Source organism: Mycobacterium shottsii (assembly GCF_010728525.1).
In the GTDB taxonomy this organism is placed as follows: Bacteria; Actinomycetota; Actinomycetes; order Mycobacteriales; family Mycobacteriaceae; genus Mycobacterium; species Mycobacterium marinum.
In genome coordinates this window covers 1,074,899-1,094,311 of the sequence record NZ_AP022572.1, presented here as the reverse complement: position 1 = coordinate 1,094,311, position 19,413 = coordinate 1,074,899, and the positions used below count along the sequence as shown (strand labels likewise).

Annotated in this window: 11 protein-coding genes and 5 pseudogenes; 14 read left to right on the top strand and 2 right to left on the bottom strand. The window is 65.0% G+C overall.

The features are described from left to right. Position 1: 1 nt before the first annotated feature. The 11 genes and pseudogenes from eccA1 (at position 2) to G6N41_RS05110 (ending at position 14,813) form a co-directional block, all read left to right on the top strand. A complete protein-coding gene (gene eccA1, locus G6N41_RS05160; RefSeq protein WP_198966784.1) occupies positions 2–1,723 on the top strand; it encodes a type VII secretion system ESX-1 AAA family ATPase EccA1 in 1,722 nt (573 codons plus the stop codon). 3 nt (positions 1,724–1,726) lie between these two features. Next, positions 1,727–3,172, top strand: a pseudogene (gene eccB, locus G6N41_RS05155) (type VII secretion protein EccB). After that, positions 3,169–5,409, top strand: a complete 2,241-nt coding sequence (gene eccCa / locus G6N41_RS05150; protein WP_198966783.1) for a type VII secretion protein EccCa — start codon at positions 3,169–3,171, stop codon at positions 5,407–5,409. The pseudogene eccB and the gene eccCa overlap by 4 nt, the downstream one beginning before the upstream one ends. 49 nt (positions 5,410–5,458) lie before the next feature. Then, positions 5,459–7,234, top strand: coding sequence for a type VII secretion protein EccCb (gene eccCb / locus G6N41_RS05145; protein WP_198966782.1), 1,776 nt, complete (start codon positions 5,459–5,461; stop codon positions 7,232–7,234). 135 nt (positions 7,235–7,369) lie between these two features. After that, positions 7,370–7,666: a PE domain-containing protein gene (locus G6N41_RS05140; RefSeq protein ID WP_198966781.1), complete on the top strand. Its 297-nt coding sequence runs from the start codon at positions 7,370–7,372 to the stop codon at positions 7,664–7,666. 44 nt (positions 7,667–7,710) lie between these two features. Next, complete coding sequence (locus G6N41_RS05135; RefSeq protein WP_198966780.1) at positions 7,711–8,814, top strand: PPE family protein; 1,104 nt, start codon at positions 7,711–7,713, stop codon at positions 8,812–8,814. Between the two features lie 91 nt (positions 8,815–8,905). Then, on the top strand, positions 8,906–9,208 hold the full coding sequence (gene esxB / locus G6N41_RS05130) for a type VII secretion system ESX-1 WXG100 family target CFP-10 (protein WP_012392185.1): 303 nt from the start codon (positions 8,906–8,908) through the stop codon (positions 9,206–9,208). 36 nt (positions 9,209–9,244) lie between these two features. Beyond that, positions 9,245–9,532 carry a WXG100 family type VII secretion target gene (locus G6N41_RS05125; RefSeq protein WP_198966779.1) on the top strand — a complete coding sequence of 96 codons (288 nt, stop codon included), beginning with the start codon at positions 9,245–9,247 and terminating at the stop codon, positions 9,530–9,532. Between the two features lie 115 nt (positions 9,533–9,647). Next, positions 9,648–12,326, top strand: a complete 2,679-nt coding sequence (locus tag G6N41_RS29910; RefSeq protein WP_198966778.1) for a MinD/ParA family ATP-binding protein — start codon at positions 9,648–9,650, stop codon at positions 12,324–12,326. Further along, positions 12,323–13,858 (top strand): type VII secretion integral membrane protein EccD, encoded by a 1,536-nt coding sequence (gene eccD / locus G6N41_RS05115; RefSeq protein WP_198966777.1) that lies wholly within the window; start codon positions 12,323–12,325, stop codon positions 13,856–13,858. Before G6N41_RS29910 ends, eccD begins: the two co-directional genes overlap by 4 nt. Before the next feature lie 127 nt (positions 13,859–13,985). After that, positions 13,986–14,813, top strand: a complete 828-nt coding sequence (locus tag G6N41_RS05110; RefSeq protein WP_198966776.1) for a hypothetical protein — start codon at positions 13,986–13,988, stop codon at positions 14,811–14,813. A 236-nt stretch (positions 14,814–15,049) separates the two neighbouring features. Here the strand turns inward: G6N41_RS05110 and G6N41_RS28020 are convergent, their stop codons facing one another. Beyond that, positions 15,050–15,403 carry an EspA/EspE family type VII secretion system effector gene (locus G6N41_RS28020; RefSeq protein WP_231608829.1) on the bottom strand — a complete coding sequence of 118 codons (354 nt, stop codon included), beginning with the start codon at positions 15,401–15,403 and terminating at the stop codon, positions 15,050–15,052. 285 nt (positions 15,404–15,688) lie between these two features. Here G6N41_RS28020 and istA point away from each other — a divergent pair. Next, positions 15,689–16,739: pseudogene (istA, locus tag G6N41_RS05100) on the top strand (IS21 family transposase); the annotation flags it as partial. A gap of 11 nt (positions 16,740–16,750) precedes the next feature. On the opposite strand, the pseudogene G6N41_RS05095 reads toward istA, so the two are convergent. Then, positions 16,751–17,622: pseudogene (locus G6N41_RS05095) on the bottom strand (IS5 family transposase). A 46-nt stretch (positions 17,623–17,668) separates the two neighbouring features. Between G6N41_RS05095 and G6N41_RS05090 the strand changes: the two are divergent. Both G6N41_RS05090 and istB read left to right on the top strand, forming a co-directional pair. Next, positions 17,669–18,139, top strand: a pseudogene (locus G6N41_RS05090) (IS21 family transposase); the annotation flags it as partial. Continuing rightward, positions 18,136–18,946: pseudogene (gene istB / locus G6N41_RS05085) on the top strand (IS21-like element helper ATPase IstB). The pseudogenes G6N41_RS05090 and istB, both read left to right, overlap by 4 nt. The last annotated feature ends 467 nt before the right edge of the window (positions 18,947–19,413 follow it).

Genomic DNA, 19,413 nt, shown 5'->3' with positions numbered 1-19,413 from the left:
CATGACTGATCGCCTGACCGGTTTGTTCGAAAGTGCCGTCAGCATGCTTCCGCTGTCGGAGTCAAGGTCCATGGACCTATTCACCGAGATCACAAACTATGACGAATCAGCGTGCGATGCTTGGGTCGGCCGGATCCGGTGTGGCGATGTCGACCGGGTGACTTTGTTCCGTGCCTGGTACTCGCGGCGCAACTTCGGTCAGCTGGCTGGCACGGCGCAGATCTCGATGAGCATCCTCAACGCAAGGGTCCCCATAGGTGGTTTGTACGGAGACATCACCTACCCCGTTACCTCGCCCCTGGCCATCACCATGGGCTTCGCCGCATCCGAAGCGGCGCAGGGCAACTACGCGGACGCGATGGAGGCCATCGAGGCTGGCGCGGTCACCGGTTCGGAGCATCTGGTGTCGTGGCTCAAGGCGGTCATCTTCGGCGCGGCCGAGCGCTGGACCGACGTTATCGATGAAGTCAAGGGTGCCGGGAAGTGGCCGGACAAGTTCTTGGCGGGGGCCGCCAGCGTCGCCCATGGGGTTGCGGCGGCCAGCCTTGGCCTGTTCACCGAAGCCGAGCGCAGACTGACCGAAGCCAATGACTCACCGGCCGGCGAAGCCTGCGCGCAGGCCATCGCGTGGTATCTGGCCATGGCGCGGCGCGGCGCGGGCAACGAGGAAGCCGCGGTGGCACTGCTGGAGTGGTTGCAGACCACGCATCCGGCTCCGAAAGTCTCTGCTGCGTTGAAGGATCCGTCCTACCGGCTCAAGACAACCAACGCCGAGCAGATTGCGTCCCGCTCGGATCCATGGGATCCGACCAGCGTCGTAACCGACAATTCCGGTCGCGAAAAGCTGTTGGCCGAAGCCCAAGAAGAACTCGACCGCCAAATCGGATTGTCCCGGGTAAAAAGCCAGCTCGAGCGGTACCGCGCGGCAACCATGATGGCTCGCATCCGCGAAGCTAAAGGCATGAAAGTTGCACAGCCCAGCAAGCACATGATCTTTACCGGGCCCCCTGGCACCGGGAAGACCACGATCGCGCGGGTGGTCGCCAACATGCTGGCCGGGCTCGGCGTCATCGCTGAACCCAAGCTGGTCGAGACGTCGCGTAAAGACTTCGTTGCCGAGTACGAGGGCCAGTCAGCAGTCAAGACCGCCAAGACGATCGATCAGGCTCTAGGTGGCGTGCTGTTCATCGACGAGGCCTATGCGCTCGTGCAGGAGCGCGACGGACGCACCGACCCGTTCGGCCAGGAAGCGATGGATACTCTGCTAGCCCGGATGGAGAACGACCGCGATCGCTTAGTGGTCATCATCGCCGGTTACAGCTCCGACATCGATCGGCTGCTGGAAACCAACGAGGGGCTACGCTCGCGATTTGCCACCCGTATCGAATTCGACACCTACAGCCCGGAAGAGCTCCTCGAGATCGCGAAAGTCATTGCGGCTGGCAATGACTCGACGCTGAGCACGGCTGCCGCGGATGAACTCCTGCAGGCGGCCAAAACGCTGCACGAACGCACGTTGCGCGGCCGTCCCGCTCTCGACATCGCCGGCAACGGCCGATATGCGCGACAATTGGTTGAGGCCTCTGAGCAGTACCGTGACATGCGGCTGGCACAGGGCCTCGACATCGAGGCCCTCGATGTGGACAGACTGCAAGAGATCGACGGCGCGGACATGGCCGAGGCAATCGCCACGGTGCATGCACACCTCAATATGAGAGAGTGAAACATGGGGCTTCGCCTGACCACCAAGGTTCAGGTAAGCGGCTGGCGCTTCCTGCTTCGCCGAGTCGAGCATGCCATCGTGCGGCGCGACACCCGCATGTTCGATGATCCGCTGCAGTTCTACAGCCGCTCGATAGCGCTGGGCATCGTTGTCGCCGTGTTGATCCTGGCCGGTGCCGGCCTGCTGGCCTACTTCAAACCAGCTGGAAAACTCGGTGGCAGCAACCTGCTGACCGACCGCGCGACCAACCAGCTCTATGTACTGCTGTCCGGGCAGTTGCACCCTGTCTACAACCTGACCTCGGCGCGCCTCGTGTTGGGCAGCCCTGCCACCCCCGGTCACCGTCAAGTCCTCCGAATTGAGCCAGTTGCCCTTGGGCCAAACCATCGGAATCCCCGGCGCCCCCTACGCCACCCCGGTTTCCGGGGGCACTACTTCAACCTGGACCCTTTGCGACACCGTCAGCCGGGCGGGTACCGCTTCCGCCTCGGTCGAGACATCGCTGCTCGTGATGCCGCTGGGGATCGATGCGGCGATCGATCCGATCGAGCCCAACGAGGCGATGCTGGCGGACTATCACGGCCAGACCTGGATCGTCACTTCAAAGGGACGCCACTCGATCGACCTCAACGATCGTGCGCTCACATCGGCGGTGGGCATCCCCATCACCGCCCAGACGGTCCCCATTTCCGAGGGAATGTTTAATGCGCTTCCGGCCAGGGGCCCTGGCAATTGCCACCCATCCCCGCCGCCGGAGAGCCAAACACCCTCGGGCTTCCGGAAGATTTGGTAATCGGATCGGTGTTTCAAATCCACACCGACAAGGGACCGCAATATTACGTAGTGCTGACCGACGGCATCGCCGCGGTAAATGGCACCACTGCCGCGGCACTGCGCGCCACTCAGTCTCATGGGCTGGTGGCGCCGCCCGCGGTGGTGCCCAGCCTGGTCGTCAGGATCCCCGAACGGGTTTACGCATCACCGCTGCCCAACGAGACCCTCAACCTCATGTCCCGGCCCGACGACCCAGTCTTGTGCTGGGAATGGGAACGTAGCGCTGGGGACCAGGCCCCCAACACAACGGTTCTCACCGGACGCCACTTGCCCATCCCGCCCTCGGCCATGAAGACCGGCCTCAAACAGATCCAGGGCAGGTCAACCGTCTATATCGACGGCGGGAAATTTATTCAGTTGCAGTCACCCGATCCCCGATACGGCGAATCGATGTACTACATCGACCCGGAAGGGGTGCGCTACGGGGTGCCCGACGCCGACGCGGCCAAGGCGCTGGGCCTGGGCATGCCGAAGACCGCACCGTGGGAGATCGTTCGCCTCCTGGTGGACGGTCCGGTGTTATCAAAAGACGCCGCTCTGCTCGAGCACGAAACGTTGCCCTCCGACCCAAATCCCCGAAAAGTTCCAGCTGGGACACCCGGAGCACCTCAATGACGACAAAGAAATTCACCCCAACCATCACCCGTGGCCCCCGACTCACCCCGGGCGAGATCAGCCTCACCCCACCCGAGGATCTCGGCATCGACATCCCGCCGTCGGGCGTGCAGAAAATCCTGCCCTACGTCATGGGCGGCGCGATGCTGGGCATGATCGTGATCATGGTGGCCGGCGGCACCAGACAGCTATCGCCATACATGCTGATGATGCCCCTGATAATGATCGTGATTATGGTGGGCACACTCGCCGGGGGCAGCGGCGGCGGCAGCAAGAAGGTGCCCGAGATCAATGCCGACCGCAAGGAGTACTTGCGGTATCTCGCCGGCCTGCGCGGCCGCGTAACGACGTCGGCCACCTCCCAGGTTTCGTTCTTCGGCTACCACGCGCCCCATCCCGACGATCTTCTCTCCATCGTCGGCACCCAGCGGCAGTGGTCAAGGCCGGCCAACAGCGACTTCTATGCGGCAGCCCGCATCGGGATCGGCGACCAGCCGGCGGTGGACCGGCTATTGAAGCCGGCGGTCGGCGGTGAGCTGGCGGCCAGCACCGCGGCCCCCCAGCCCTATCTCGAGCCGGTAAGCCACATGTGGGTGGTCAAGTTCCTGCGTACCCACGGGCTGATCCGCGACTGTCCGAAACTCGTGCAGCTGCGCAGTTTCCCAACGATCGCGATCGGTGGTGATCGACCGGGAGCCGATCGACTGCTGACCGCGATGATCTGCCACCTGGCGGTCTTCCATCCGCCCGACCTGTTGCAGATCCGCGTCCTCACCGAGGACCCCGAGGATCCCGACTGGTCCTGGTTGAAATGGCTGCCACACGTCCAGCACCAGACCGAAACCGACGGGGCCGGGCCGGTCCGGATGATCTCCACGCACCCGGACGGCCTCGCCGACCTGGCCGCCCGGGGACCCCACGCGCCCGAAACCCTCCCCACCGGTCCCTACGTCGTGGTCCTCGATCTGACCGGCGGCAAGGCGGGCTTCCCGCCAGACGGCAGGGCCGGGGTAACGGTAATCACGCTGGGCAACCATCGCGGGTCTGCCTACCGCATCAGAGTGGCCGAGAACGGCACCGCTGACGACCGGCTGCCTGGGCAGCAGTTCCGGCTGGTGACCTCGGCCGCCGACGGCATGACGCCGCAGGAGGCCACCCGCCTCGCCCGCAAGCTGGCCGGATGGTCGATCACCGGAACCATCCTCGACAAGACCCAACGCATCCAGAAGAAGGTAGCGACCGAATTCCATCATTTGGTCAACGCCAAGAGCGTTGAGGACATCACCCCGGGCCGTTGGCGGATGTACACCGACACTGATCGAGACCGGCTCAAGATTCCGTTCGGTCACGAACTCAAGACCGGCAATGTCATGTACCTGGACATCAAGGAGGGTGCGGAGTTCGGCGGCGCGCCGCACGGCATGCTCATCGGCACCACCGGTTCAGGCAAGTCCGAGTTCCTGCGCACCATGATCTTGTCGTTGGTGGCGATGACCCACCCCGATCAGGTGAACCTGCTGCTCACCGACTTCAAGGGTGGCTCGACATTTCTTGGGATGGAGAAGCTCCCGCACACCGCGGCTGTCATCACCAACATGGCCGAGGAAGCCGAACTCGTCAGCCGGATGGGTGAGGTGCTGACCGGCGAACTGGACCGCCGCCAGTCGATCCTGCGTCAGGCGGGGATGAAGGTCGGCGCGGCCGGCGCGCTGTCCGGCGTGGCCGAGTACGAGAAGTACCGCGAACGCGGCGCCGACCTTCCGCCGCTGCCGACACTTTTCGTTGTGGTGGACGAGTTTGCCGAACTACTGCAGAGTCACCCGGATTTCATCGGCCTGTTCGACCGAATTTGCCGAGTCGGGCGATCATTGCGGGTGCACCTGCTACTGGCCACCCAGTCACTACAAACCGGCGGTGTCCGCATCGACAAGCTCGAACCCAACCTGACGTATCGCATCGCGTTGCGTACCACCAGCTCTCATGAATCCAAAGCGGTGATCGGAACGCCGGAAGCCCAGTACATCACCAACAAGGAAAGCGGTGTCGGCTTTCTCCGGGTCGGTATGGAGGACCCCATCAAGTTCAGCACGCTCTATATCAGTGGGCCATACGTTCCGCCGGCGACCGCTGAAACCAACGGCGATGGCAGCGGACCCAGCACCCAATTCGCCAAGCGAGCCTTGCAGATCCGTGAGTTCACCGCTGCTCCGGTCCTCGAGGAAGCGCTGACACCATGATCCACGCCGGCGGTGCTGCAGCACGAAGCAACGAAAGGGAGCGGCGCTCATGACTGCCGAACCTGAAGTACGGACGTTGCGTGAGGTCATCCTTGACCAGCTCAGCACCGTCGAGTCACGCGCCTACAAGATGTGGTTGCCACCACTGGTTGATCCGACCCCGCTCGACGAGCTGATCGCCCGCGATCGGCGACAACCCCTTCGCTTCGCGCTGGGAATCATGGACGAACCACGCCGTCACCTGCAGGACGTCTGGGGCGTCGATGTATCGGGCGCCGGCGGAAACATCGGTATTGGCGGTGCACCCCAGACCGGCAAGTCGACACTGCTGCAGACGATGGTCATGTCGGCCGCCGCCACGCACTCGCCGCGCAAGGTCCAGTTCTATTGCATCGACCTCGGTGGTGGCGGCCTGATCTATCTGGAGAACCTTCCCCACGTGGGCGGAGTCGCGGGCCGGTCCGAACCCGACAAAGTCCACCGGGTGGTCGCGGAGATGCAGGCCGTGATGCGACAACGGGAAGCCACCTTCAAGGAACACCGGGTCGGCTCGATCGCGATGTATCGCCAGCTGCGTGACGACCCCAACCAGCCTGTCGCCTCCGACCCCTATGGCGATGTATTCCTGATCATCGATGGATGGCCCGCCTTCGTCAGTGAGTTTCCCGACCTCGAAGGGCAGGTCCAAGATCTGGCCGCACAGGGACTGTCCTTTGGTGTGCACACGATCCTGTCCACACCGCGTTGGACGGAGTTGAAATCACGTGTCCGCGACTACCTGGGCACCAAGATCGAATTCCGGCTCGGCGACGTCAACGAAACCCAGATCGACCGCATCACCCGGGAGATCCCGGCGAACCGCCCGGGTCGGGCGGTGTCGATGGAAAAGCATCACCTGATGATCGGGGTGCCCCGGCTCGACGGCGTACACAGCGCCGACAATCTGGTGGAGGCGATTACGGCGGGCGTAGCGCAGATCGCAGCCCAGCACACGGACCAGGCACCTCCGGTGCGAACCCTGCCGGAACGCATCCACCTCCACGAACTGGACCCCAACCCTCCCGGGCCCGATTCCGACTACCGCACCCGCTGGGAGATTCCGATCGGATTGCGCGAATCCGACATGGAAGTGGCCTACAGCCATATGCACTCCAACCCGCACCTGCTCATCTTCGGTGCCGCCAAGTCGGGCAAGACCACCATTGCCCACGCGATCGCACGCGCCATCTGCGCTCGAAACAGTCCCGACCAGGTGCGGTTCATGCTCGCCGACTATCGCTCTGGACTCCTCGATGCGGTGCCCGACACACACCTGCTCTCGGCCGGCGCCATCAACCGCAACAGCGCGACGCTGGACGAGGCCGTCAAAGCCCTGGCCGCCAACTTGAAGAATCGGCTGCCTCCAGCCGATCTCACGACGTCTCAACTGCGCTCGCGTTCGTGGTGGAGCGGATTCGATGTTGTGCTGCTCGTCGACGACTGGCACATGATTGTCGGTGCTGCCGGGGGCATGCCCCCGATGGCGCCACTTGCGCCCTTATTGCCGGCGGCGACCGATATCGGCTTGCACATCATTGTGACCTGCCAGATGAGCCAGGCCTACAAGGCGACCATGGACAAGTTCGTCGGTGCCGCATTCGGTTCGGGCGCTCCAACAATGTTCCTTTCCGGCGACAAGCAGGAATTCCCCTCCAGCGAGTTCAAGGTCAAGCGGCGCCCCCCCGGCCAGGCGTTTCTGGTCTCGCCCGATGGCAAAGAGGTCATCCAGGCCCCTTACATCGAGCCGCCAGAAGAAGTGTTCGCAGCACCCCCAAGCCCCGGTTAGGATTATTTCATTGCCAGCGACGCATCACCCGAGCTGATGGAAATCAAGCCCAGGAGGCGATCACCGGCAGGCCGTTTCGGCGACAACCAAATGAGGATTTGTCCGAAGCGCAAATAAAGGAGAAGAAGCAGGCAAATGGAACAAGAGTCACACGGCGCGGCGATCGCCGACATCGGCACACTATTGAGCGGCAACGCTCGCATTGGTGTGACCTCCGATGCGGCAGCGTTGGCGTCGGTGACCGGGGTGGTTCCAGCTGGAGCAGACGAGGTGTCGACGCAAGCGGCGGCAGCCTTCGCCGCCGAGGGCGCCCAGTTGCTGGCTTCGAGCTCGGCGGCTCAGTGGGAGATCCACCGAGCCGGCGAATCGCCCCACCGTATCGCCCCTAACCCTGCAGAAGTCAGCGACGGCGCAGCCAGCGTCATCGTGTAGAAAATCAGTCACCAGACACGGCGCAACAAGAAGGAGTGATCACCATGCTGTGGCACGCAATGCCACCGGAGCTGAATACCGCTCGCCTGATGGCCGGAGCGGGCCCGGCCCCGATGCTGGCCGCGGCCGCCGGATGGGAGGCTCTGGCAGCCGCCTTGGACGCTCAGGCCGTCGAATTGACCGCGCGCTTGAACTCGCTCGGCGAAGCGTGGACCGGAGGCGGCAGCGAGAAAGCCCTGGCGGCCGCCCTGCCGATGGTGACCTGGTTGCAGACCGCCTCGACCCAGGCCAAGACGCGCGGCCTACAAGCCGGTGCGCAGGCCGCCGCATACATGCAGGCCATGGCCACAATGCCTTCGCTACCCGAGATCTTTGCCAACCACATCACCAACGTGATCCTCAACGCGACCAACTTCTTCGGCATCAACACGGCTCCCATCGCCTTCAACGAGATGGATTACTTCGTCCGCATGTGGAACCAGGCGGCGCTGGCGATGGATGTCTACCAGGCCGAGACGACGGCCAACACGCTGTTCGAACAGCTCGAGCCGATAACGTCGATCCTCGATCCCGCCACTGCACAGAGCATGCCGACTTCGTCGACTCCGCTGCTGGACATGGCGTCACAGGTCACCGGCATACCGAGCAGTGAGCTTCAGCAGACCGCCACGCAGGTCGCCGAGGCGAGTGGCCCCATGCAGCAGCTGGCACAATCGGCGCAGCAGATGACGTCGGCGTTCAGCAACACCGGCAGCTCGGGCAACGGCGCGGACGAAGAAGGCTTCCGGATGGGCCTGCTCGGGGCCGGCGCGCTGTCCAATCACCCGCTGGCGGGTGGGTCAGGCCCGAGCACCGGCGCGGGCCTGCTGCGCGATGAATCGCTACCCGGCGCCGGCGGGACCCTAACCCGCACGCCACTGATCAGCGAACTCGTCGAAAAGCCGATGGGTCCGTCAGTGCAGCCGGCTGCGGCTGCCGGATCGTCGGCAAGCAGTGGCGCCGCCCCGGTGGGCGCCGGCGGAATGGGGGCAGGAGCTGGCGCCGGTGCTGGCGGTTCGTCGCGGCCAGGCATGGCCGCCCCGGCGACGCTGACCCAGGAGCGGGACGAGGGCGACGAAGACGACTGGGATGACGAGGACGACTGGTGAGCGTCGTCAACACGAACAGACTTCCCGGCCACCCGGGCCGGAAGACTTGCCAACAATTTGGCGAGGAAAGAAAGAGAGAAAGTAGTCCAGCATGGCAGAGATGAAGACCGATGCCGCTACCCTCGCGCAGGAGGCAGGTAATTTCGAGCGGATCTCCGGTGACCTGAAGACCCAGATCGACCAGGTTGAGTCGACCGCCGGTTCGCTGCAGGCCCAGTGGCGCGGTGCGGCTGGTACCGCCGCTCAGGCTGCGGTGGTCCGTTTCCAGGAAGCCGCCAACAAGCAGAAGGCCGAACTCGACGAGATTTCGACGAACATCCGTCAGGCCGGTGTCCAGTACTCCCGGGCCGACGACGAGCAGCAGCAGGCGCTGTCCTCGCAAATGGGCTTCTGATTCCCCTAAAACGACAAAGAAACGGAGCAATACGACATGACAGAACAGCAGTGGAATTTCGCCGGCATTGAGGCCGCATCCAGCGCAATTCAGGGAAATGTCACCAGCATTCATTCCCTTCTGGATGAGGGCAAGCAGTCGCTGACCAAGCTGTCCGCAGCCTGGGGCGGTAGCGGTTCGGAGGCCTACCATGGTGTGCAGCAGAAGTGGGACTCCACCGCCCAGGAGCTCAACAACTCGCTGCAGAACCTGGCTCGCACCATCAGCGAGGCCGGTCAGGCAATGTCCTCCACCGAGGGCAACGTCACGGGGATGTTTGCTTAATCCCCCCTCTCGTTCGCGTAGAATACCGAAGCACGAGATCGGGGCGAGTTTCAACCTTTCGGAATCTCGCCCCTTCTCATGCTTCGTTTTATTGGCGAACTTCTGAGAGGTTCCTATGCCGGCGGACTACGACGAGCTATTTCGGCCCGCCGAGGGTTCCGGACCTCCAGATGATGAAACTGGGCAAACATTCTTTGATCCTGGTACCGCGTATCCGCCGCCCGTAAAACCCAACGGCGACGGGAAGTCGGCGCCAAAGGACTGGCCGCGCGCATTTCCGCCGGCCGAAGAAGCGTCGCCGTCAGACTCGGCAGAGCCGACAGCTGGCCCCGCCAAGTCGCCGTTGCCCCCCATGCCCATCGGCGGGCCTGCGCCGACACCCCCAGAACCACCACCGGCCCCCCCGGAGCTACCACCGGCACCCCCGGAACCGCCACCGGCTCGTCCGGAGGCACCTCCGCAAGCGCCGACAGCCGAGGCTGAACCTCCGGACGAGGCAATACCCGTTAGCGGGCCCCCGCCTGGCAGCAAGTCGCCGCTGCCTCCGATGCCTATCGGTGGGCCGCCACCGGCATCTCCGGAGCCACCTGCGGCTCCACCGGAACCGACGGCGCCAGCAGTGCCACCGCAGCCGCCGGAGGCTGCTGCACAACCGCCGCAGGCCGGCGAGGAACGGGCCCACGCAACCGCCGAACCCCCAGCGGCACCAAAACCGCCGCGTCCCCCCATGCCCATCGGCGGGCCCCCACCCACACCCCCGGCCGCACCGGAACCACAACAGGGCGCGCCGCAACCACACCAGGACATAGAAGAAGAACCGAAACCGGCGGCCGCCGAAGCCCCAGCGGCACCACCGAAATCACCGCGGCCTCCCATGCCGGTCAGCGGACCGCCACCGGAGCCGCCCGAACTGCCGCCGGCTCCACCGGAACCGACGGCCGCAGCAGTGCCACCGCAGCCGCCGGACGCTGCTGCACAACCGCCGCAGGCCGGCGAGGAACGGGCCCACGCAACCGCCGAACCCCCAGCGGCACCAAAACCGCCGCGTCGCCCCATGCCCATCGGCGGGCCCCCACCCACACCGGAAGCACAGCATGGCGCGCCGCAACCACACCAGGACATAGAAGAAGAACCGAAACCGGCGGCCGCCGAAGCCCCAGCGGCACCACCGAAATCACCGCGGCCTCCCATGCCGGTCAACGGGCCGGCACCCACCCGGCCCGAGCCACCGCTACCACCGGGCCCCCCGCGTCGCCGCGCTCAACCGCCAGCGGCGCCACCGAACCAGCCCGGGCAACCGAAGCCCATCAGCGGACACCCGCCGCCCCCACCGAGGCCAGCGGCGTTCGCACCCCCAGCACGCGGCGCCACGCCAAACCGGCATGAATCGGCCGAACCTCCGCCACCGCGCCGGGTCCGGATCGGTGGCCCGCCTCAGCCTCCAGGGCCACCAGAGGCTGAATCCGAGGCTCCTCGGCACTCGCGGCATGCCCGACGGACGCATCGCTATCGGCCCGAGCCCGAAACCGATGACCTCGACACGGCGGTACGACCGCTTCCGACACGCGAGCCGATGAGGCGAAACGGACCCGCGGCGGACGAAAGCTCAACCGCGTCCTTCGCGTGGCTGCAGCAGAGCCAACCGACGCTCGATCGGCCGTCCGGACCCATGCCCGCCGCCCCTGGGGCCCCCGTCGAATCCGCGCCGGGTCGCGCTGATGGTCGTAGGGCCAGGCGGCGCGCCGAATCCCGGACTTCGGCCGCTTCGACACCATCTCCGCTGGTACCAACCAGGGCTCAACCGCCGGGCCCCACCGGGGCTCAGCCGCCGCGCACCGCCGCCCCGGCTCAACCCGCTACTGAGCCCCTGCCGGACGCCGGCGCCCCGGCCAAGCAGCCAGGGAAGCCGAATAAGCCGGTGCCACAACGGGGTTGGCGGCGGTGGGTTCACGCGGTCACGCGGATAAACTTCGGCCTTTCTCCCGATGAGAAGTATGAATTGGACCTGCGCACGCGGATCGGTCGAAAGCCCCGCGGCTCGTATCAGATCGCGATCTTGGGCCTCAAGGGCGGCGCCGGGAAGACGACCACGACGGTCACTCTTGGCACCACACTGACGCACGTGCGCGGGGATCGGATCCTGGTGCTCGACGCCGATCCGGGCGCCGGAAATCTCGCCGAACGTTCGGGACGTTCGTCGCCATCATCGATTGCCGATCTGCTGGCGGATCCGCGGCTGTCGCACTACAACGATGTCCGCGCACACACCAGCGTCAATGCCGCCAATCTCGAAATTCTCCCCACCGCGGAATACACCTCCGCGCAACGCGGGCTCAGCGGCGAAGACTTGCGATCGGCCGTCGATACCGTGTCGAAGTTCTACAACCTGGTCCTGGCCGATTGCGGGGCAGGGCTATTCGATCCGGTGACACTGGGTGTGCTCGATACCGCCTCAGCGATCGTGATCTTGACTAACGTTTCCATCGACAGTGCGCGCCAAGCCCCAATCGCACTGGACTGGTTGCGCAAACACGGTTACCAGGATTTGGCGAGCCGCGCATGCGTAGCGATAAACAATGTCGCCGTTGGCGAAACCAACGTGTCGGAACAGCAGTTGGTCCGGGACTTTGAACAGCAGCTCCAACCCGGGCGCGTAGTGGTCTTGCCATGGGACCGGCACATCGCGGCCGGCACCGAAATTCATCTCGACCAGCTTGGCCCCGTCTACCGACGACGGGTTCTCGAGCTGGCCGCGGCTCTGTCCGACGATTTTGAAAGGGCTGGACGTCGTTGAGCGCACCTGCAGTTCCCGCCCCCTCCGCCGCCACGGGAACCACCCCACCCAAGCCGGCAACCACCCGGGTCACCGTCCTTACCGGCAGACGGATGACAGATCTGGTGCTGCCCGCGGCGGCACCCATGGAGAGCTATGTCGACGAAACCGTCGCGATCTTGGCCGATCTGCTCGAAGACACTCCCGCGGATGTGCTGGCCGGCTTCGACTTCGAAGCTCAGGGCGTTTGGACGTTCGCTCGGCCCGGATTCCCGCCGCTGAAGCTCGACCAGTCCCTCGATGAGGCCGGCGTTGTCGACGGATCGCTACTGACCTTGGTCTTGGCCAGTCGCACGGAGCGGTATCGGCCCCTCGTCGAGGACGTTATCGACGCGATCGCGGTACTCGACGAGTCGCCCGAGTTCAACCGCACCGCTCTAGAACGCTTCATCGCCGTGGCGATCCCCGTCTTCGCCCTGCCCATCACGGCGGTTGCCATGCGGGCCTGGTGGCAAACCGGGCGCAGCGTGTTCTGGCCGCTGGTGATCGGCCTGATTGGGCTCGCCGCCTTGGCGAGCTCCTTCGTAGCAAAGCGGTTTTACCAAAACTCGCGGCTCGCCGAGAGCTTGCTGGTCACGTCGTACGGGGTCATCGCCGCGGCGGCAGCGATTGCCGTTCCGCTGCCACGCGGGTTCCATTCGCTGGGGGCGCCCCAGCTCGCCGCCGCCGCCACGGCGGTGTTGTTCGTCACCTTGATGACGCGCGGCGGGCCTTACAAGCGTCACGACATCGCGGCGTTTGTCGTGATTACATCGATCGCGGTCATTTCGGCGGCGGTCGCCTTCGGATACGGGTATCAGGAATGGGTGCCGGCCGGGGCGATTGCGTTCGGGTTGTTCGTCGTGACGAACGCGGCCAAGCTCACTGTCGCCGTCGCGCGGATCGCGCTACCGCCCATCCCCGTTCCCGGAGAGACCGTGGACAACGAGGAATTGCTCGATCCCATCACGGCCCAAGACGCGACCAACGAAGAGACACCAACCTGGCAAGCCATCATCGCCTCCGCGCCGGCGTCGGCAGCCCGGCTCACTGAGCGCAGCAAATTGGCTAAGCAGCTGCTCGTCGGCTACGTCACCGCGGGAACGCTGATTCTTGCGGTGGGTTCGATAGCCGTGGTGGTACACGGGCACTTCTTCATACACAGCCTGATTGTGGCGGGTCTGATCACGGTGATCTGTTCGTTTCGATCGCGGCTGTACGCGGATCCGTGGTGCGCATGGGCGCTGCTGGCGGCGACCGTCGCCATACCGACCGGGCTTGCCGTGAAGCTGAGCCTTTGGTACCCGCACTATGCCTGGCTGTTGTTGACCATCTACCTCGCCGCGGCCGTCATTACGCTCATCTCGGTCGGGGCGATGAACCAGGTACGTCGCGTTTCGCCGGTCATGAAACGGGCGCTGGAATTGTTCGATGGCGCGATGATCGCATCAATCGCCCCGCTGCTGCTCTGGATTACCGGTGTCTATGACCTGGTCCGCAATATCCGATTCTGAGTCACCGGCGGGCTACGTCCGGGCGGTCGTGGTAGCGGATCGGCCCGCACCGAAATTGGCGCAATCGGGCTTGTTCCAGGTCGGGGTAAAATTTGCTGAATCCACTACGTACAGGAGGGATTCTGCGATGGCTGAGCCTCTGGCCGTCGATCCCGCCCGTCTGATTGCTGCGGGAAGCAAGCTCGCCGAGCTGGTTTTTCCGGCGCCACCAGCGCCGATAGCAGCAACAGGAGGGGATCCGGTTTCGGCTGCAATCAACAACACAATGCCTGGCATCGAGTCCTTGGTATCCGATGGGATGCCCGGTGTAACCGCCGCCTTGAAACGAACCGCTTCCAGCATGTCGACTGCCGCGGACATCTACGCCAAAGCCGACCAAGCCCTTGGCGATGCACTGACGCAGTACCAATTCGGCGGCGACGGCCAAGCGCTGGGCGCAAGCGGTGCAAACGCTGTGGCACAGAGCCAGACCGTGCAGTCGTTGGCCGCGCCCGCCGCCGGGCTATTGGGCGCGCCCGTGGCGCAAGCATTGGCCGCGCCCGCGACCGGGCTGCTGGGTGCACCCGCGGCCGCGGCGACACAGATCGGCGAGGCGGTCAGCGCTCAGGCGGAAGCCCTCTCGCCCCGTGTGGCCGCCACAATTCCCCAGCTGGTGCAACTGGCCCCGCAGGCCGGTCAGATGGCGCAGCAGGCCTCACCGATCGCGCAGACCATCAGTCAGTCGGCCCAACAGGGGTCCTCGCAGGGCGGCGCAGCGCCGGCACAACTCGTCTCGGACACCAAACCCGACGAAGACGCGGAGCTGGCTGACGAGACCAAAGAGGGCGAAGAAGACGCCGCGGCAGCGGCCGGTGCAGAAGGCGCCGAGGCCGGCCACGCCACACTGGTGAGCGCTCCCGTCGAAAGCACCGGCGGTGGCGAGACGTCGACGGGTTCGGTTTCAGCTCCGATCTGATAATTCGGCGTAAGCCGCGCCCCGATCGGGTGTACGGCGGATACGCGCGGTGTCACCGGCGACATCCAACCTCGGCCGGGCGCCAAATGGGAGCGTGCCCACATCGGGCGCCGTCATACCGGCCGACCCGGGGATCGCGTCCGACCGTGCCGACCGTGCCGCCAACATTTCGGTCGCTCGCTGTGTCGCCGCCCGCAGGCTGCTGGCGTTCGAGGAGGTCTTGTTCGCCAACCCGATCAGGGTGGCGGCGGCGGCAACCTGCACAATACCGCATGCGGCGACCGCAATGTGGAAGGACGGGAGCTGGCCCTCGGGCCCCCTAGTTCCAGGCGAGCACAAACCACCAGCACACCCAGGACTACCGCGATCAGTACCGACAGCCGCTCGCGGGCTTGCTTGACGGCATCGGCTTGGGCGGACACCAGCCCGGCGGTCAGCCGGTCCAGGTCGGCCATCAGCGTGGCGTGCCGCGACTGTGCGAGGTTCTGAACCCAATAGGCCTGCGCCGCATTGCCCCGCCAACCGCCGTCCGGATCAAGGGCGGCGACCTGGGCGCCGACGTCGTCGAACAACGACCCACTGCTCGCCAAGCAATCACCCTGCTCGAGTGGCGAATCTCCAAGCCATCCCCACATGACACCAAGGATGATCAGGGTCGACGCGCAAACAACGGTTCCTCGGCATAGCTCGTGGGGATTATCGGCCGCCCCCGTGTCCGTGGCCATGAAAAAGTAGCCACTGGTGGCCAAGTCGAGGTATCCAGTTTTGGCCAGATAAAAGTATCCACCCGTGTTCGTCGTGTCGATCAGGAACTGTGGGCCCCGATGGTGACGGTGAAGGCGCCAACCAATGGCCATCACCACCGGGGAGTTCTATTGAAGTCTGTGAAGGACCGCATGGACATCATTTCTGCCGATCAACAGCTCGGGTCGTACCGGGCCGCCGCCGACGCGTGCGGCACCACGCATCGCACCGTCAAGAAGATCATCGACAAATTCGAGGCCGACCAGGCCGGCATACCGCCGGCACGGCGGGCCGAACGAGGGCACAACTACGATTCGGTGGCCGAGCTGGTCGCCGAACGTGTCGAGAAATCTGGAGGCCGGATCTCGGCCAAGCGGCTGCTGCCGATCGCCCGCACCGCAGGCTACCAAGGCTCGGATCGCAACTTCCGGCGTCTTGTTGCCGAGGCGAAGACGTTGTGGCGCAGCGCCAATCACTGCGGGCGCCGTCCAGCGGTATGGTCACCAGGGCAGTACCTGGTGATCGACTGGGCCCAAGCGGCACCGGGATTGTTCCTGTTCTGCGCGGTGCTGGCATTCTCCCGGTGGCGATTCGTGCGTTTCGCCGCCGACCAGAAGGCCTCGACCACGCTGGCGTTGATCGCCGAAACCCTGTCGGCGATCGGCGGGGTCCCGGCGTGGGTGCTGGCTGATCGGATGGCCTGCCTCAAAGGCGGGTAGTCGCCAATGTGGTCGTCCCGACCCCGGATTACATCCGACTGGCCACCCATTACGGGTTCGCCCCGGACTTCTGTCACGCCAACGACCCACAATCCAAGGGCATCGTGGAGAACCTGTGCGGCTATGCCCAACGCGACCTGGCGGTGCCGCTGCTGACCCAGTCCGCTGTCGACGGCGTGCCGATCGACATCCGGCCGCCAACGCCGCTGCGGCGGCGTGGTGCGACGAGGTCAATGCCCTGGCGCACTCGGAGATTCAGGCGATTCCCGACGAACGGTTGGTCTCCGAACGCCAAGTACTGCAACCACTTCCATCGTTGCGCTTACAGATCGGGGCGCCCACGGTGCTGCACAAGGTCGACCGACTCTCCTGTGTGCGCTACGGCTCGGCCCGCTACTCGGTACCCACCCGGCTGATCGGCACCACCGTGGCAGTGGTGGTCGATCACGGCGCGGTCTGCCTAGGTCCTGTCTGCTAATTGCGGACGCGGTGGTAGGTGATGATGGCGGCCAGGGTGACACCGCCGAGGTAGGTCAGGGCGTATTTGTCGTAGCAGGTGGCGACCGCGCGCCAGTGTTTGAGCCGGTTGAAGCTTCGCTCGACGGTGTTGCGGTGCTTGTAGATTCGGCCTGAGAACCCCGGAGGCCGTCCTCTGTTGCGGCCTTTGGCTTTGCGGCGGGTGATCTGGTCGCTGCGCTCGGGGATGGTGTGGGCGATCTTGAGCCGGCGCAGCTGTGCCCGCGTCGAGTCATGGGAGTACGCCTTGTCCGCCAGCAGGCGAAACGGGGCGTATGAGTTGCTGCACCGGGCGGCCAGCAATGGCCAAAGCATCGGATTATCACCGGCTTGACCGGCCGACAGTGCCAGGGTGACCGGACTGCACAGCTGGTCGGTCAAGGCGTGGATCTTGGTAGTCAGCCCGCCGCGGGAACGCCCAATGGCGTGGTCATCGGGCTCATCGAGATATTTCTTGTAATTCGACAGATCCCCCTGTGCGGCGCCCGGGGCGCTCCGGCTGCGTGTCGGTGGGCGCGCACACTGGTCGAATCGACCGACAACAGTGCGCCCAGGTCGGCGTCCTCGGCGTCGAGGTCAGAGGCGATCGCCGCGAAGATCCGCGCGTAGATGCCATCGACCGACCAGCGTAGATGCCTCTCGGCCACCGATTGCCAGGGACCGAAGTGCTCGGGCAGGTCACACCACGGAGATCCCGTACGGTAACGCCAGATAATGCCCTCCAGAGTACGTCGATGATCGTTCCACGGCCGGCCACGCCGCCGCCCCGCAGGCAACACCGCCACGATCAGCGACCACAAATCATCAGAAATCGCATGCGTCCGCATCACCCAAACAGCATCAGCCAAAACACCATTCACATTAAGCAGACACGCCCTAGACGAACCGGCTACCGGGATGATCGTGGCCGAACACGAACTGGTCGCCCCAGACTCAGCGTCGATCCTCGATGAGCACTACGACGGGCCAAGGCTGGCACCGAGTCGGGGCCCGCGGCCCAAGACCAGCGTGGAGAAGCAGTTCTGCGCCCTCGGCGCGGACGCCGAGGCATTCCTCGTCGGCGCCGCGGCGATCGGCAACACCCGCCTAGCCGCAGAGCTGGAGATCCTGCTCGCCCTGGGGGCCGCCCACGGCACCGACGCGCTGATCGCGGCGCTGCACCGGGCGGTAGCGTTTCGCCGGTTCCGGGCCGCCGACGTGCGCTCCATCCTGGCCGCGGGCACCGGAACCCCACAACCCCGCCCTGCCGGGGATGCGCTGATTCTGGACCTACCGGTCGCCCCGATGCGTTCCCTGGACGCCTACAAGATCGGACCCGTCGGAGCCGATGACGAGGTGATCTCATGACCACGACATCACCAACGACTGCCGTCGAACCCGTGGCGCCGCCGTCGTTGCCGCCGCTGGCCGCTGATCTGGATGCCGGGCTGCGGCGGTTGAAGTTGGCCGCGGTGCGGCGCAGCACCCGAGGTCTTGCTGACCGCCAAGACCCAACGCTGGACTCCTGAGGAAGTGCTGCGCACGCTCGTCGAGACCGAACTGGCCGCCCGGGATGCCTCCAACATCGTCAACCGGCTCAAGGCCGCCGCGTTCCCCGTCTCGAAAACGTTGGAGTCCTTCGACGTGGCCGCCTCGTCGATCCCGCCGAAGGTTTTCGACTACCTGTCAAGTCTGGAATGGATACGGGCCCAACAGAACCTGGCGATCATCGGCCCGGCCGGCACCGGCAAATCCCACACCCTGATCGGGTTGGGGACCGCGGCGATCCACGCCGGGCTCAGGGTCCGCTACTTCACCGCCGCTGATCTCGTCGAGACCCTCTACCGCGGCCTGGCCGACAACACCGTCGGCAAGATCATCGAATCGCTGCTGCGGGTCGACCTGATCATCTTGGACGAACTCGGCTTCGCCCCACTCGATGACACCGGTACCCAACTGCTGTTCCGCTTGGTCGCCGGCGCCTACGAACGCCGCAGCCTGGCCATCGGGTCACACTGGCCCTTCGAACAATGGGGCCGGTTCCTGCCCGAGCAGACCACCGCAGTCAGCATCCTCAACCGCCTGCTACACCACGCCACCCTCGTCATCACCGACGGCGACTCCTACCGCATGAAGGACGCCCAGCACCGGAAGGAGCAACCCACACCAACCTAGGAACTACCGCCCGGGGTGGATACTTCTATCTGGCCACCAGCGGATACTTCAACTTGGCCATTGACAACAACCAACCCCACCACCACAAAGCGACCCACCCACCTCACGCAACCCCACACGAACGGCCAGTCGGAACACGGGCCGGAGCCGCGGACGCCGGTAGACCGCGAGCGCACGCGGCCGGCAAGGCCGCAAGGCGCGAGAGCGATAGGACTTGCCGTACCTGCCAGAGTCAAGACAAGGCCGATCTTGTACTTCGCGGCTTCCTTCGAGACGGGCACTGGCCGATGCGCAGCGCCTGAAGTGTCGCGGAACCGGAAGCCGCGCACGGCGTGCAGAGACCCGCCATGACACCGGCCGGATAGCGCGACGTCGCGTAACGTTCGGTATCGCTGATCAAATCATGCAAGTTGTAATGCCGCACAGGTGATTTCGCAGAAGCCTGTTGGCCGCCACTGTTGTTGCGG